Here is a 14273-nt window from a genome sequence, read left to right on the forward strand (position 1 = left end):
ATAAAATCTTTATACGAGGCCTGTACTTTTGCTCATGATCTCCCTGTTCCAGTTATACCGGATTAATCGAACCTATCAATACCTCTATAGTGTTGGAGCTGTTTTGATGGTTGCAGGGAGCTGCTTTATTTTTTCCAGCCTGATCGATTATCACATCGTTGCATTTCTCCTGTTGGTAACTGTTTCACTGGCTGCTGTTAGTTTTGATATCAAGCCTGTTTTACTGGCAGCATTACTTTCTGCCTTATTATGGGATGTGCTGTTTATTCCTCCCCGCTTCACCTATGCTGTTACCAACCCGGAAGACATGGTGTTGCTGCTGATGTATTTCATCATCGTTCTCATTAATGCCGTACTTACGTACAGAATCCGGCAGGTGGAATTACTTGCACGACAAAGAGCTGAAAAAGCAAGAGAGATTCATCTCTATAACACTATCCTCAACTCACTTTCACATGAATTAAGAACACCAATCGCTACTATTATAGGTGCTACAGATAACCTTTTGGACAATAAGGATACCCTGAGTCCGGAAAACAAATCAACTCTGTTGCAGGAGATCAGTCATGCTGCGGAACGACTCAATCTACAGGTAGAAAACCTGTTGAATATGTCGAGGATTCAATCCGGACAATTAAAACCAAAACCGGACTGGGTCGATTTGTTTGAGCTATTTTATGGTTTGGTTAAAAAAGTGCAGGAAACAGGAACGAATAAACGAATTGAATTGAGGTTGGCAAAAGATTTACCCTTTGTTCAGTTGGATAAGGGCATGCTGGAGCAGATTTTATTTAACCTGCTGTCCAATGCATTGGTGCACACACCAGAACGAACCAACGTGATTGTATCGTGTACCTATAACAGTGGTTGGCTCGAATGCAGGGTGGAAGATAGTGGTGCTGGCTTTCCGATGGAAGAGCAGCAAAAAGTATTTGACCGGTTTTACCAGATAACCGGAACCAAAGGAACCGGAACCGGCTTAGGACTTTCAATAGTAAAAGGATTTACAGAGGCAATGGGGGGTGAAGTTTTACTTACAGACAGTACCCTTGGGGGTGCCCTTTTTATTATTAAGTTACCTGCTGTTGCTGCAGCGAAAATGTCGTCAAATGAATAAGGTTCGCATACTTATTATAGAGGATGAGCCTGCATTGAGAACGATGCTGGAAATTACCTTACAGTCGAATAATTACCTGGTTCAGCTGGCTAAAAAGGGGAAAGAAGGATTGGTAATGGCAGAAAATCATCCACCGGATCTGATCCTGCTGGATCTTGGCTTACCGGATATGGCTGGACAGGAAGTACTTGCAGCATTACGATCCTGGTACACCAATCCAATTATTATCATTAGTGTGTTAAAAGCCGAAGATGAAATCATCCGGGCATTGGATGCAGGGGCGAATGATTATCTTTCCAAGCCTTTCAGAACCGGCGAATTGCTGGCAAGAATCAGGGCTGCGCTTCGTTCAGTTATAACAGAAGACTATCAGCCAATCCTGAGATTTTCCGGGATCGAAATCAACCTGGATGAACGAACAGTTAAACGCGACGGGGAACTGGTGAAACTAACCACCACGGAGTACAATCTTTTATTATTACTGGCAAAAAATGAAGGAAAGGTATTAACGCATGCTTTTTTACTTAGAACCGTATGGGGACCCGGCTTTATCAACCAGGCCCAATACCTCAGGGTTTTCATCGCCCAGTTAAGAAAGAAACTGGAACCCAATCCAAACGAACCGGTTTACATCCATACTGAGTCGGGTGTTGGCTACCGTTTTTTAGGTATGTTTGAAGAATAATTGTGCTTATCTATGCAGGAAGCTTTCTGGAGGGAGTTGTTGGCGGAATTTCATCGGCCACTATCTAATCCTGTTTTAATATTTTCACTGCTTCTCCTTATCATCCTGCTTTCACCCATTCTGCTTCGTAAACTCAATATACCTGGTATTATAGGATTGATTATTTCAGGTGTGGTGATTGGTCCGTATGGGTTAAACATCCTCGAAAAAAATTCAGCCATCGATCTGTTTTCTACCATCGGGTTATTGTATATCATGTTTATAGCCGGGCTGGAACTTGATCTGAACGAATTTAAAAAGCATAAAAACCGGAGTTTTATTTTTGGAGCCTTAACGTTTTTTATTCCTCTTTCAATCGGTTACCCTGTTTGTCTGTATATACTTGGGTATGATGCCAATGCCAGTTTTCTGACTGCCAGTATGTTTGCAACCCATACCCTGGTTGCCTATCCGATTGTTACACGTTTTGGAATTTCCAAACAATCTGCAGTTGCGATTGCTGTTGGTGGCACAATCTTAACGGATACGGCAGTGCTGATTATCCTGGCTGTAATTTTGGGTGCTAACAAAGGAAACCTTAACCAGGAATTCTGGATCCGGCTTGGCACTTCACTGGCGATCTTCTCAGCCATCATGTTCTTCCTGATTCCAAGAATCGCCCGTTGGTTTTTTCGCAAACTGGAAAGTGAAAAGACATCCCACTATATTTTTGTTTTATCAGTGGTGTTCTTTGCCGCTTTCCTGGCAGAAGTAGCAGGAGTGGAGCCCATTATTGGCGCCTTCGTTGCCGGATTGGCACTGAACAAACTGATACCTCATTCTTCCGCACTGATGAACCGGATTGAATTCATCGGCAATGCCATCTTTATTCCCTTCTTCCTGATCAGTGTAGGTATGCTGGTGGATGTACGGGTTGTATTTAATGGCTATACAGCACTCTTTGTTGCTGCGGTTCTGACGATTACTGCATTGCTGGGTAAATGGCTGGCAGCCTATATTTCACAAGTATTATTTAAGTACAAAACTGCAGAGCGCCAGCTTATTTTTGGATTAAGTTCTGCACATGCTGCAGCCACCCTCGCTATTATTCTCATTGGATTCAGAGAAGGAATTCTCGATGAAAATATTTTGAACGGCACTATTATCCTTATTCTTATTACCTGTTTGGTTGCCTCCTTTGCAACGGAAAATGCTGCCAAAAAACTGGTGATGGACGAAGATGCGGTAATGGGAATGGATAAGAACAGCCTGGCTGATACTGAACATATCCTGCTTCCGATTGAAGAGCCTGATAAGATTGAATCCATGCTGGAACTGGCAATTCTGTTCAAGGATAAAAAATCACCCCATCCCATAACTGTTTTGTCTGTTGTGCCTAACAACGAAGAGGCAGAGAACAACCTGGCAATTGCACGCAAAAAATTGGGAAAATCCTACCAGATTGCTGCAGCTACGGATACGAATCTGAATGTGATTGCCTCTATTGATCACAATGTAAACAGTGGTATCATCCGTACTTCTAAAGAGATTATGGCAAGTGTTGTAGTCCTGAACTGGCCGGAAAAAAATACACTGCTGGAAAAATTCTTTGGGGAGACTACAGAGAATATTCTATCAGGACTGGATAGGAATATCCTGATTTCAAATATTCAAAAAGTACTGATCACACATAAAAGGGTTTTGATATTTTGTCCCCCGCTGGTGGAAATGGAAAAAGGGTTCTATACCTGCCTTGATATCATTATGCGCCTGTCCAAGGAATTATCTATTCCTGTATTATGTTACTCCAATGCCCGGTCTCAGCGGGATATCAACCTCTACCTGCAAAAATCCAAAACAGGAACGATGAATTTTAATCAGTTTAACGACTGGGAAGACTTTCTGGTTTTATCCAGATCAATCCAGGCGGAGGACATGATTGTCTTTTTCTCAGGAAGAAAAGGATCTATATCGTATGATCCTGTTTTTGATAGTTTACTTATAAAACTGGATAAATATTTTAGCGCCAACTCTAAACTGATGGTATATCCAAGCCAGTATGATACCGACCATAAATTTGAGGAATACGAAGACATTAATCCGGAAACACTCAATAAAGGGATTGAAAAGATCCAGAAAATCGGTCGCGAAATTGGAAATATCTTTAAAGGCGGAAAGGGGGATTAAAGTAATATCTTCAGGTAAAGCAACTTCAAATGAAACTCTGGTTATTAGCTATTAGCCTTTTTGTGGGCAGCAACCTTTATTCGCAATCCTATCGACTGATTGCCCATAGGGGAGGGGTAGTCGAGGGTAGCTCCCCTGAAAATAGCCTGCCGGCTTTACAAAAAGCAATTGACCAGGGCTATTGGATGGTAGAAATTGACCTGCGCATTACTGCAGACAGTGTCCTGATTACACAGCACGACAGGAATTTTAAACGTTATTTTGATGTTGACAGCCAGGTGACTTCCATGAATTGGTCATCAATACAAAAACTTCGTTCAAGCGCCGGTACCCGTGTGCTGCAATTCGAAGAAGTACTTCAGCATTGTAAGGATAAGGTGAAGGTAATGATTGATAATAAAATCCAGGGATTTGACGAAGCAGTTTTTCAGCAGGTATTAACCCTGCTCGACAAATACAAGCTTCGGGAATCAGCTCTTATGATTGGCACGGATGAATCAACAGAATTTTTCCGTGGTAAGGTCAAACTGAGTTGCACACGCAAACAACTGGAGGAGTATCAACAGCGACCGGATTTCAATCCCGCACATTATTACCTGTTCTCCTCTCAAATATCCAAAGCGGATGTAACATGGGCCGAAAAGCAGGGAATCCTGGTGGTGGGTGTATTAAATCATCGGAATCCCAATTCAGCCGAAGCAAAGGATAAAATGAAAGTCCAGGCAGCAACACTGCTCAGCTCCGGCGTTAAAACCTTTCAGCTTGATTCGGCATTTAAGGAATTCGTAAACTAAAAGCAATTCATTGATTTTCAGATCTTGAATTTTGCCAAATTGTTAAATTAGTAGTACTAATTGGCAAGATTCAATTACTTGTGTATCTTTGTATTCATTAAATAATACGATTGCCTGCATCTAGCAGGCATTTTTTGTGCCCGCTGGTCGATTTAGTAACGAAAATGAAGTGTATGAAGAACCAGTCATTACCTATGCCCTCTTGGAAGAAAATGTATGTAGCCTATCCGGCTGCCAAAAAAACAACCGAAGTTGTTAATCCTGCTGTTCAGGAAACGGAAGCAGTTGAAAACGAACCGGTTTCCATTCCGGAATTTCAGCGTAAAGCCTTTGTAGGCAATTATTTCGCTGGCCCGCATTGCCTCTTTGATCCGCGACTTTTTAAATAATCCCGGATCTAGGAAGGTTCAAAAACTTGGAGTAAATTAGGGGAATAACCTGTTTACTCCATGATGGACTTCCTGCTTGCTGTTTGGGAACAATTTCGTTCCTTTTTTGGTTTTGATGCACTGATTCAACTGATTACTGAGGGAGATTATAGCAAACTCAGAACCTTTGAAGGCATTGCTGCTTTTATCTCTCCTGTCATTCCTATTATCCTGATCCTGGAATTAGTAAGAGGAATTTTTTACAAAAAGTTCAGTGTCATATCTTACAAAATTCCTTTCTTTTCTTATGTATTGAATGCCTTCCTGGGAAGATTTATTGCCATAGGGATGACCTTCCTGGTGATCGGATGGCTGGAAGATAAAGCACTGTTCACCCTTCCATTTACATGGTATTGGTTTATTTATGGATATATTATCTGGGAACTGGCGCACTTTGTCTATCACTATCTGGGACATAAAGTACGGCTGCTCTGGTGCCTGCATTCCACACACCATGCTCCTGAGACCATGCATCTCGGAGTAACGCATGCGCATTTTTTCCTTGAAGCTCCCTATGCTGATCTGATTCGAACAACGATCTGTATTTTATTAGGTGTTCCTCCTCCTATGTTATTTGTCATCATGTTTATTGATGGCACCTGGGGTGCGTTTATACATGTGGGTGAGTCAGTAATGAAAAAAGGGGATATGGGAAAACTAGGTCAATGGATTCTAACTCCTTCCCATCACAGGGTTCACCATGCAAAAAATGTTGAATACATGGATACCAATTTTTGTAACCTGCTTAATATCTGGGATAGGGTATTTAAAACCTATCAACCACAGAAAGAAAATATAGCTATTCAATATGGCATCACACGTGATATCAAACCCAATAATTTTCTGGATGCCTATTTTGGTGAAATCATAGCACTCGCAAAAGATGTGTATCATGCCCCAGGCATTAAGAATAAATTTTTATACCTGGTTATGCCACCAGGCTGGAGTCATACCGGAGAACATAAAACTGCACATGTTATGAAACAACAACTTCAGGAAAATAAGTGAACAACCTAAATACCATTGCTATGCCTGCCAATCTTGCCAAACGCCAATTCAATGGAATTCTCCTTATGGTCATTGGAGCATTCACCGGTTTCATCAGTTGTGTATTGAGCCTGATCAACCCCATTCCTGAATTCTATGGTATCTTTTTGTATGGCCTTACTTCTATTGCAATCATTCTTGCTTTAATCGGACTTTACTTTTTACTCGAATGAAATTTTTATTATTTATCCTACTTGCGGGTCTTTCTTCTTATGCAGGTGAACCTGTACCGATTGACACGAAAGCTACCAAAGAAACCAGGGCGCTTTATTGTAACCTCCATCAGTTAACTGAAAAGGGTATCCTGTTCGGGCATCAGCATGCTACTGAATATGGTCATGGCTGGAGTGGAGACGCTGATCGATCGGATGTGAAATCTATTACAGGCTCTCATCCTGCCGTAATTGGTATCGATTTCAGTGGTTTATCAGGCCGGCCAGACAGCCTGATAAAGCAGGAAGAAAGCCACCTGCGAAAGGTAATAACGGAAACGTATAAACGAGGCGGACTCATTACCGTTTCCTGGCATTTCAACAACCCGCTTTCGGGAGGTGGATTTTATTGGAAAGAAGGCGTATCAAAGGCTTCCGTAAGAGAAATGATCCCAGGCGCTGCAGCACATGATACATATAAAAGTATTCTCAGAAGAATAGCTGATTTTTTGCATACGGTTAAGGGTGCTGACGGTGAACCTATTCCAATGATCTTCCGGCCCTTCCATGAACTGGATGGTAGCTGGTTCTGGTGGGGGAAAAAGCATTGCAGTCCGGATGAAATAAAGACGCTCTGGAGATTCACAGTCACCTATATGCGTGATTCAATGAATATTCATCAGTTGCTCTATGCCTTTTCACCGGATTGTACTTTTCAATCTGAATCCGAATTTCTGGAGCGATACCCTGGTGACGATTTTGTTGATATGGTAGGCATGGATAACTATGCCGATTTTGGTCGGGATGGAAAATATAATCTTCCCGCTGCACTAAAAAAATTACAGATCGTCCAGGCTTATGCCAACAAGTCCGGCAAGCTGGCGGCTCTTACAGAAACCGGACTTGAATCCATTCCAAACCCAAATTGGTGGACAGAAGTGTTATTAAAAACGATTACAACACCAGGCTTGCGTTTATCTTATGTACTGGTATGGCGAAATGATAAAATAAGTCCAACACATTATTATGCCCCCTTTCCAGGCCAGGTTAGTGAACCCGATTTTATTCGGTTTTACCAAGTGCCTGTTACGATTTTTGAAAAAGATTTACCCGCTTTATATACGGATTAGATATTACCTTTTTTCATTTCCTGAACAGCATAGTCACATGCTCTTGCGGTTAATGCCATATAGGTAATGGATGGGTTAACACAAGATCCGGATGTCATACAGGCCCCATCTGTTACAAATACATTTTTCACCGCATGCAATTGATTGAAAGCATTCAGTACAGAGGTTTTTGGATCATGCCCCATACGCGCTGTACCCATTTCATGATTGGCATTTCCCGGGAATGACATCTTTCCACTCATTGTGATATTTTTATAGCCGGCTTTTTCAAACAATTCCACTCCGGTTTTAGCAGCATCTTCAAACATGCGTTTTTCATTGTCCCGGAACTGTGCATCAAACTGGATGATAGGTCTTCCAAACGGATCTTTTTTATCCGGATGCAGGCTCATTTTATTTTCCTGGTAAGGAAGACATTCACCAAAATGATAGATGCTGATCTTCCAGGGACCAGCTTCACTCATGTTTTCTTTTAACTCTTCACCAATACCATCTGCCTGCCCACGTGTGCGATAGGCGCCTCCGCCAAAATGATACCCTCTTAAAAAATCGCTGGTTGCCTCAGTAGCATTCCGGAATCTGGGTATATACATATTGGTAGGCCTTCTTCCCTTGTAATAACGGTCTTCAAATCCGTCAACATCGGCTGCTATCACCAGCCCTTTATGATGATCCATCAGGTTCAGTCCGAGTTGTCCACTGTCATTTCCCAAACCATTCGGGAAACGATTGGAGACAGAATTTAACAGGATTGCTGTTGTGCCAATCGTAGATGCATTAATGAATAAAAGCTTTGAAAAGTACTCTTCTGTTTGTTTTGTTTCCGTATCAATGATCTCAACGCCGGTTGCCATTCCTTTTTGCTCATCGAAGAGTACCCTGTTCACCAAAGCATGTGTTCGGATGGTTAATCTTCCTGTTTCCATGGCTGCAGGAAGTGTGCTGGAATTCGAACTGAAATAGGCACCAAAAGGACAACCTCTGTGACACAGACTTCGCGACTGACATACACCTCTTCCCTTGAGCGGCGCAGTTAGGTTAGCGGATCTTCCAATGATAACCTGCCGGGTGGAATAGGCTTTGGCAATTTTTGCGGTAAAGTCCTTTTCCACACAATTCATTTCGAAAGGAGGTTGAAAGACCCCGTCGGGTAAATGTGGGATACCATCTCTGTTCCCACTGATGCCTGCAAATGTTTCAACATAATCATACCAGGGCGCCAGGTCTTTATAACGGATTGGCCAGTCTATCCCATAACCATCTTTGAGGTTCGCTTCAAAATCAAGATCACTCCAGCGGTAGCAGGCTCTTGCCCATAGAAGGGAACGGCCTCCCAGCACATCCGCCCTGATCCAGTCGTACCGTTTTAATTCTTCATACGGATTTTCCAGGTCCTTTGTATAGAAATGTTTGTTGTCTTCATTGATGGAATAATGCCTGGTTTGAATGGGATATTTTTCCCGGTCGGCTTTACATAAACTGTTGCGGTGTTCAAACTCCCAGGGATGCATCAACGAAGTTGGATAACTGGGATGCTGAACCGGTCCGCCTCTTTCCAGTAAGAGCACGCGTAAACCTTTTTCACATAATTCTTTTGCGGCCCACCCTCCGCTGACGCCGGATCCAACAACGATGGCATCATAAGTATTCTGACGTACAACTTTGGTATTTAAGTAAACGGAATCTCCAGGCATTTTTCAATATTGGATAGATTATGCAAAATGTGCTTTCATTGCTTTGGGATAATCTGCCAGCGCCAGTTCTGGCTCGGCAATTTCTGGATGCCATAATTTCTCCCATTCAAAACTATAAAAGCCTTTATAGTTATCCCTGGCCAGCAGGTCGATTCCTTCAAATATGGGAACCTGCCCCTTTCCTAAAAAAGTATACCGAAGTTTTCCCTCTTCCTTTATGGCATCCTTTACATGCACATGCCGGATGTATTTTTTCAATGCCGGATAAACTTTGGCGGGGGCTTCACCGGTTACCGTCCACATGTTTGAAATATCCCAGATCAAACCGATTTTCGGACTATTTACTTCTTTCATGATCTTTTCGAGGTCTGCCAGATAAACAAGGTCGCCATGTGTTTCCATCAATACTTCCACACCTGATCCTTTGGCGTGTGCAGATAATTCAAGCAATCCTGCTTTAATCAGATCCATGGTTTCTTCTTTCGACTGTTCTTTCGGAAAATTATTAGGGAACACCCTTACATAGGGGCATTTCAGTTGCTCAGCAAGATCAATAAAACGTTTGCCATCCTCCAGCTGTTCCTTTCTTTTTACTGCTTCCTTAAAATGCAGGGTAGAGGAAGATCCTAATCCAACAAAACGCAATCCTTTTTCCTTCATGCGCGCCATGGTTAGTGACCTGGCCGTTGTAGAATTGAATATGGACGATTTCACTAAATCAAGTTCACGCTGAATTCCTCTTATCTCCAATCCTTTATAGCCATGTTCGGCTGCGAATTGCGTGATCTTGTCAAAGTTCCAGTCGGGGCAACCAAGTGTTGAGAAACTTAGTTTAGGAGCATATCCGGTTTTTGCGAATGCAGGAAGATATAAAAGACCTCCCAGCAAAACCGAACTTGTCTGTATAAATTCCCTGCGTGAACGGGTTGATTTCGCTTGCATGTCGAAAAGATAATAAATAGCAGGGAATTAGCGGTAATATTCAGGTAATATTGGGATGGTAGATTACCTGAAAGCAACGTCTATGGATGCGTTTATTTATACACTTCTTGCAATCGCAGTATTGGTTTTTTTAATATGGACCTGGAGGGTCAATCGTAAGGAAAAGAGGAAATTAAGTAACCGGCTGAACAGGGATTTTCCTCATCGCGAAAGCCATAAAGAAACCGGGGACCCTGATGATCTTAAACAGGATTAACTATATTTCGATTTCTTCTTCAATGGCAACATAGTTGGTTAATCTGCCTGCTTCATTCACCACAGGATAGCCCTCAATCAGGCAATTGTAGAGGGTTCCGTCCTTTCGGTAATTCAGAATGGTGCAGTTGAAGGGCTTCATTTCAGTCAGTGCATTCCGGATCATCAGCCTGCTGCCTAGCTGTGTAGCCGGCCCCTGGAATAGTTTCGGTGATTTTCCTATTACTTCACAGGGTTGATATCCATTCATGCGTTCAATATTTTTACTGGCAAACAGAATCTTCAGATCTGCACTGGTAACCAGTATCGTTTTATTTTCCCATACCAATGCATTATCGAGCGACCTGCCAGGAGAATATTTCCAATAGCCCGACTCCTGCAACCGGTTCAAATAAGAGATATCCTTGCTGAATTCTTCTCTTCTGCTTCTGCCTTCCAGTATGATATCCCAACAAAGCAATGGATGCGACATATAAAACTTTTAATGAATCTACGGTAAGGTTCATTGAATTGCATCATTTGTTGAATAATAAGAAGTCAGAACTGCTAAAGCCTTATAGCTTTGTTTCATATTACTGATTTATCAAATGGAAATGTTACACAAATTCTATTTCCGTCACTAGAAAAGTATGGTTGATCTTATTACAATATGTGGATTGGCACTGGGTAGTATTTGTCAAACTGAATCGTCGGCAGACTCATTACCCAAGCGCTATGATGTGCTGAAAACTCAGCACAAAATTCAGATTGATGGGAAAGTAGATAAGGCCTGGAAAAAAGCTGCGTGGACCAGTTATTTCCAGGATATTGAAGGCAGCAGAAAGCCGGTTCCAAGGTTTAAAACCCGTGTTAAAATGCTGTGGGATGAACAGTACCTGTATATCCTTGCTGAAATGGAAGAACCTCATCTCTGGGCTACACTTACTGATCGGGATGCTATCATTTTCAACGATCACGATTTTGAAGTATTTCTGGATCCTAATAACGACCAGGAACAATACTTCGAATATGAAATCAATGCATTAGGTACGATCATGGACCTGTTCATGACCAAGCCTTATAAAAAAGGCGGACCTATGGTGATGGGCTGGAACTCGGATCGATTGTTATCTGCAGTACAACTTAAAGGTACGCTTAATGATAACCGTGATATTGATAAAGGCTGGATAGTTGAAATGGCGATTCCCTATAAGGATCTGGAACGTCCGGGCCGTATTTCACAACCTCAACCCGGCGCTACCTGGAGAATCAATTTTTCAAGAGTGCAGTGGACCATGGACATGGATGGACAATCCTATAAAAGAAGGGTGGGACCGAATGGTAAGCGGCTTCGCGAAGATAACTGGGTATGGTCTCCGCAGGGATTAATTGATATGCATGTTCCTGAACATTGGGGATACATTACATTCAGGAAAAAATGAACTAACGATTATGAGTAACCGCAGAAATTTTATAAAAAACAGTTTGCTTACAACAGCCTCCCTTTCAATTGGGTCTTCTCTCAGCGCTGCAGATTTGGATTTCAAAAAAAGAAAGGCAAAACACTGGATCTGGACGAGGCCGAATCCAAAGGATTCAGAAGCGGAATTGTATGAACGATATGCTGCATACGCTGCAGCCGGTGTCCGGGGTGTTTTATTTGAAGATGATTCCGAGAAACATTTCAGGGCCGCCAAAAAAATGAAGCTGGAAGCGCATCGCTGGAACTGGACCATGAACAAGGGAGTAAAAACCCTGATGGAGCAACATCCAGAATGGTATGCGATTTCGAGAGAAGGGAAATCGGTTATTGATCATCCGCCCTATGTTGGATATTATCGCTGGTTATGTCCCTCCAAACCGGAAGTTCAGGCTTACCTGAAACAGGAAGCAGAACAGATTCTTTCAAAAGATTATATTGATGGCCTGCATCTTGATTATATCCGGTTTTGTGATGTGATACTGCCGCTTAACCTTTGGAAAAATTACAACCTGGTTCAGCAGCAGGAATTGCCTGCATATGATTTCTGTTATTGTTCTACCTGCAGAGCTGAATATAAAAAAATATCAGGTAAAGATCCGTTGGACCTCCCTTATCCAGATGGAGTTTTGTCCTGGCGTCTCTTCCGCTATAATGCGATTAACAAGGTGGTTAACCAATTAGCAGAAGTTGCCAACCGGCATAAAAAATGGATCACTGCGGCTGTATTCCCAACTCCTGAAGTGGCGCGCAGAATTGTTCGCCAGGACTGGACCAACTGGAACCTGGACGCTGTATTCCCGATGATCTACCATAAGTTTTACCAGGAAGATATAAAATGGATTGGGGATGCGGTTACGGAAGGCGTGCATTTCCTGGCTGGAAAATTTCCGCTATATGCTGGCTTGTACCTTCCCGATTTTGATTCCATGGAAGAACTAAAAACAGGGATTGAACTATCCATGGCAAAAGGTGCCGCTGGGGTATCCCTCTTTGGTAATGTAACACCTGAGGTATTGGCTACCCTTAAGAGTACGCAAGTTGCTTAACATAGAAATGTGTATCTACCGGCATTCTTGGAAAATAATCCGGTAATGCTTCTACAGCGATTTTATGAAAGTCATTTTTTTCATAAAATCGCTGTGCTGCCTTTAGCTGCTCTACTGTTCCAAGATAAATACTGTTGATCTCCTTTTCTTTACACCAGTTGATGGCTGTTTCCAATAATGCCTGACCCAAGCCGGTTTCCTTTCCGCGATAATCAGCCCGTACAAACATCTTTCGAATGGCAGCAGCCTGATGTCCAATATCAATCAGTCCGATACTTCCAATTACAGTTGACTGATCTGTTGCAATCCAAAAATTACCTTTGTTTTTCTGATAAAATTCAGGAATGATCAAAAGATCAGGTTGATCTTTAATCGTAACAGGTACACCAAATTCAATCTGCTGTATGGGTAATATCAGGTTGATAACACCCTGCTGGTGTTTATCATGATAAGGTTGAATGGAAAATGTTTTCATCAGGAAAATACGATGGTTTTATTGCCGGAAACAAAAATACGGTCTTCCAGTACCAGTTTTAATGCGTCCGCCAATACGGATTTTTCAATTTCATGCCCAGCTTCAATCATGTCAGTTAAGCCATCATCGTGTTTTACCGGTATGATCTGCTGGGTAATAATAGGACCTTCATCCAGGTCGTTGTTTACAATATGAGCCGTGGCACCGATCAGTTTCACACCCCGTTCAAAAGCTTTTTTATATGGATTGGCACCAATGAAAGCAGGCAAAAAAGAGTGATGAATATTGATGATCCGGTCTTTGTAGCACTGCACGAACTCAGGCGTGAGTATACGCATGAATTTAGCCAGCACGAGGTAGTCGGGTTGGTAGGTTTCCAGCGTTTGAAGGATGGTTTGTTCAAATGCTGTTTTACTTATTCCTTCATGACTTATAAAATGAAAAGGGATTTCAAATTTTTCAGTAAAGGATTGTAGCGTGTTATGGTTACCGATCACTGCAAGTATTTCTGCGTGCAGTTCATCAAAGTAATGACGAACCAACAGATCGCCCAGGCAGTGGTATTCTTTAGTTACCAGCAGCACGATTCTTTTCTTCTTTCTGGGTATGATTTCAACTATTGCGGAGGGCGGCAATAAATACTTGAGTTCCGATTCCAGTTCCTGCGATTCTAAATCTCCGGCGATTTCCAACCTTGCAAAAAACTGTCCGGTTTCGGTTTCCACGTATTCTTTCATCACCATAATATTGTATCCCCTTTTGAAGAGAATTCCGGCAATACCGGCAATAAGTCCTTTCTGATCCGGGCACTTAATCCGGATGACGTGATTTTTTTCCATGCTGCCTGCTTGAGTAACAAATTTACCTGCTTTCTTAAATT

General features: G+C 42.2%; 15 protein-coding genes. 10 read left to right on the top strand and 5 right to left on the bottom strand.

Features of this window, described 5'->3' with window-relative positions:
- Nucleotides 1-34 precede the first annotated feature (34 nt).
- From MD536_RS13295 to MD536_RS13330, 8 genes are all read left to right on the top strand, one after another.
- Nucleotides 35-1117: a sensor histidine kinase gene (locus MD536_RS13295; RefSeq protein ID WP_239600819.1), complete on the top strand. Its 1083-nt coding sequence runs from the start codon at nt 35-37 to the stop codon at nt 1115-1117.
- Nucleotides 1110-1802 (top strand): response regulator transcription factor, encoded by a 693-nt coding sequence (locus MD536_RS13300; RefSeq protein ID WP_239600821.1) that lies wholly within the window; start codon nt 1110-1112, stop codon nt 1800-1802. The genes MD536_RS13295 and MD536_RS13300 overlap by 8 nt, the downstream gene beginning before the upstream one ends.
- 12 nt (nt 1803-1814) lie before the next feature.
- Complete coding sequence (locus MD536_RS13305) at nt 1815-3968, top strand: cation:proton antiporter (protein ID WP_239600823.1); 2154 nt, start codon at nt 1815-1817, stop codon at nt 3966-3968.
- Nucleotides 3969-3997: 29 nt separating this feature from the next.
- Complete coding sequence (locus tag MD536_RS13310) at nt 3998-4762, top strand: glycerophosphodiester phosphodiesterase (RefSeq protein WP_239600824.1); 765 nt, start codon at nt 3998-4000, stop codon at nt 4760-4762.
- A gap of 173 nt (nt 4763-4935) precedes the next feature.
- Nucleotides 4936-5151, top strand: coding sequence for a hypothetical protein (locus MD536_RS13315; protein WP_239600831.1), 216 nt, complete (start codon nt 4936-4938; stop codon nt 5149-5151).
- A gap of 60 nt (nt 5152-5211) precedes the next feature.
- Complete coding sequence (locus MD536_RS13320; RefSeq protein WP_239600839.1) at nt 5212-6198, top strand: sterol desaturase family protein; 987 nt, start codon at nt 5212-5214, stop codon at nt 6196-6198.
- Between the two features lie 20 nt (nt 6199-6218).
- Entirely contained in the window at nt 6219-6410 is a 192-nt protein-coding gene (locus tag MD536_RS13325) for a hypothetical protein (RefSeq protein WP_239600841.1), read from the top strand.
- The gene (locus MD536_RS13330; RefSeq protein ID WP_239600842.1) at nt 6407-7519 is read left to right on the top strand and encodes a glycoside hydrolase family 26 protein; all 1113 of its coding nucleotides are present in this window, start codon (nt 6407-6409) and stop codon (nt 7517-7519) included. Before MD536_RS13325 ends, MD536_RS13330 begins: the two co-directional genes overlap by 4 nt.
- Here the strand turns inward: MD536_RS13330 and MD536_RS13335 are convergent.
- The 3 genes from MD536_RS13335 to MD536_RS13345 form a co-directional block, all read right to left on the bottom strand.
- Nucleotides 7516-9213 (bottom strand): GMC oxidoreductase, encoded by a 1698-nt coding sequence (locus MD536_RS13335; protein WP_239600844.1) that lies wholly within the window; start codon nt 9211-9213, stop codon nt 7516-7518. The two genes, MD536_RS13330 and MD536_RS13335, sit on opposite strands and share 4 nt — an antisense overlap.
- An 18-nt stretch (nt 9214-9231) precedes the next feature.
- The gene (locus MD536_RS13340; protein WP_239600846.1) at nt 9232-10155 is read right to left on the bottom strand and encodes a sugar phosphate isomerase/epimerase family protein; all 924 of its coding nucleotides are present in this window, start codon (nt 10153-10155) and stop codon (nt 9232-9234) included.
- Between the two features lie 256 nt (nt 10156-10411).
- Entirely contained in the window at nt 10412-10882 is a 471-nt protein-coding gene (locus MD536_RS13345) for a PAS domain-containing protein (RefSeq protein ID WP_239600850.1), read from the bottom strand.
- A gap of 157 nt (nt 10883-11039) precedes the next feature.
- Here MD536_RS13345 and MD536_RS13350 point away from each other — a divergent pair, with 157 nt between their 5' ends.
- Together MD536_RS13350 and MD536_RS13355 are read left to right on the top strand one after the other, a co-directional pair.
- A complete protein-coding gene (locus MD536_RS13350) occupies nt 11040-11831 on the top strand; it encodes a carbohydrate-binding family 9-like protein (protein WP_239600852.1) in 792 nt (263 codons plus the stop codon).
- 10 nt (nt 11832-11841) lie between these two features.
- Nucleotides 11842-12918 (top strand): glycoside hydrolase family protein, encoded by a 1077-nt coding sequence (locus tag MD536_RS13355; RefSeq protein WP_239600854.1) that lies wholly within the window; start codon nt 11842-11844, stop codon nt 12916-12918.
- On the opposite strand, the gene MD536_RS13360 is transcribed toward MD536_RS13355, so the two are convergent.
- Entirely contained in the window at nt 12896-13393 is a 498-nt protein-coding gene (locus tag MD536_RS13360) for a GNAT family N-acetyltransferase (RefSeq protein ID WP_239600860.1), read from the bottom strand. The two genes, MD536_RS13355 and MD536_RS13360, sit on opposite strands and share 23 nt — an antisense overlap.
- Nucleotides 13393-14232 carry a formyltetrahydrofolate deformylase gene (gene purU / locus MD536_RS13365; RefSeq protein WP_239600865.1) on the bottom strand — a complete coding sequence of 280 codons (840 nt, stop codon included), beginning with the start codon at nt 14230-14232 and terminating at the stop codon, nt 13393-13395. Before purU ends, MD536_RS13360 begins: the two co-directional genes overlap by 1 nt.
- Nucleotides 14233-14273 lie beyond the last annotated feature (41 nt).

The organism is Flavihumibacter cheonanensis (assembly GCF_022352215.1).
GTDB lineage: Bacteria > Bacteroidota > Bacteroidia > Chitinophagales > Chitinophagaceae > Flavihumibacter > Flavihumibacter cheonanensis.

Excerpts from the sequence above, each read along its gene's own strand:
- MD536_RS13325 (WP_239600841.1), top strand. The coding sequence starts at position 6,219 with ATGCCTGCCAATCTTGCCAAACGCCAATTCAATGGAATTCTCCTTATG.
- MD536_RS13305 (WP_239600823.1), top strand. The coding sequence starts at position 1,815 with ATGCAGGAAGCTTTCTGGAGGGAGTTGTTGGCGGAATTTCATCGGCCA.
- MD536_RS13355 (WP_239600854.1), top strand. The coding sequence starts at position 11,842 with ATGAGTAACCGCAGAAATTTTATAAAAAACAGTTTGCTTACAACAGCC.
- MD536_RS13310 (WP_239600824.1), top strand. The coding sequence starts at position 3,998 with ATGAAACTCTGGTTATTAGCTATTAGCCTTTTTGTGGGCAGCAACCTT.
- MD536_RS13350 (WP_239600852.1), top strand. The coding sequence starts at position 11,040 with ATGGTTGATCTTATTACAATATGTGGATTGGCACTGGGTAGTATTTGT.
- MD536_RS13295 (WP_239600819.1), top strand. The coding sequence starts at position 35 with ATGATCTCCCTGTTCCAGTTATACCGGATTAATCGAACCTATCAATAC.
- MD536_RS13330 (WP_239600842.1), top strand. The coding sequence starts at position 6,407 with ATGAAATTTTTATTATTTATCCTACTTGCGGGTCTTTCTTCTTATGCA.
- purU (WP_239600865.1), bottom strand. The coding sequence starts at position 14,232 with ATGGAAAAAAATCACGTCATCCGGATTAAGTGCCCGGATCAGAAAGGA.
- MD536_RS13335 (WP_239600844.1), bottom strand. The coding sequence starts at position 9,213 with ATGCCTGGAGATTCCGTTTACTTAAATACCAAAGTTGTACGTCAGAAT.
- MD536_RS13320 (WP_239600839.1), top strand. The coding sequence starts at position 5,212 with ATGATGGACTTCCTGCTTGCTGTTTGGGAACAATTTCGTTCCTTTTTT.
- MD536_RS13345 (WP_239600850.1), bottom strand. The coding sequence starts at position 10,882 with ATGTCGCATCCATTGCTTTGTTGGGATATCATACTGGAAGGCAGAAGC.
- MD536_RS13315 (WP_239600831.1), top strand. The coding sequence starts at position 4,936 with ATGAAGAACCAGTCATTACCTATGCCCTCTTGGAAGAAAATGTATGTA.
- MD536_RS13300 (WP_239600821.1), top strand. The coding sequence starts at position 1,110 with ATGAATAAGGTTCGCATACTTATTATAGAGGATGAGCCTGCATTGAGA.
- MD536_RS13340 (WP_239600846.1), bottom strand. The coding sequence starts at position 10,155 with ATGCAAGCGAAATCAACCCGTTCACGCAGGGAATTTATACAGACAAGT.
- MD536_RS13360 (WP_239600860.1), bottom strand. The coding sequence starts at position 13,393 with ATGAAAACATTTTCCATTCAACCTTATCATGATAAACACCAGCAGGGT.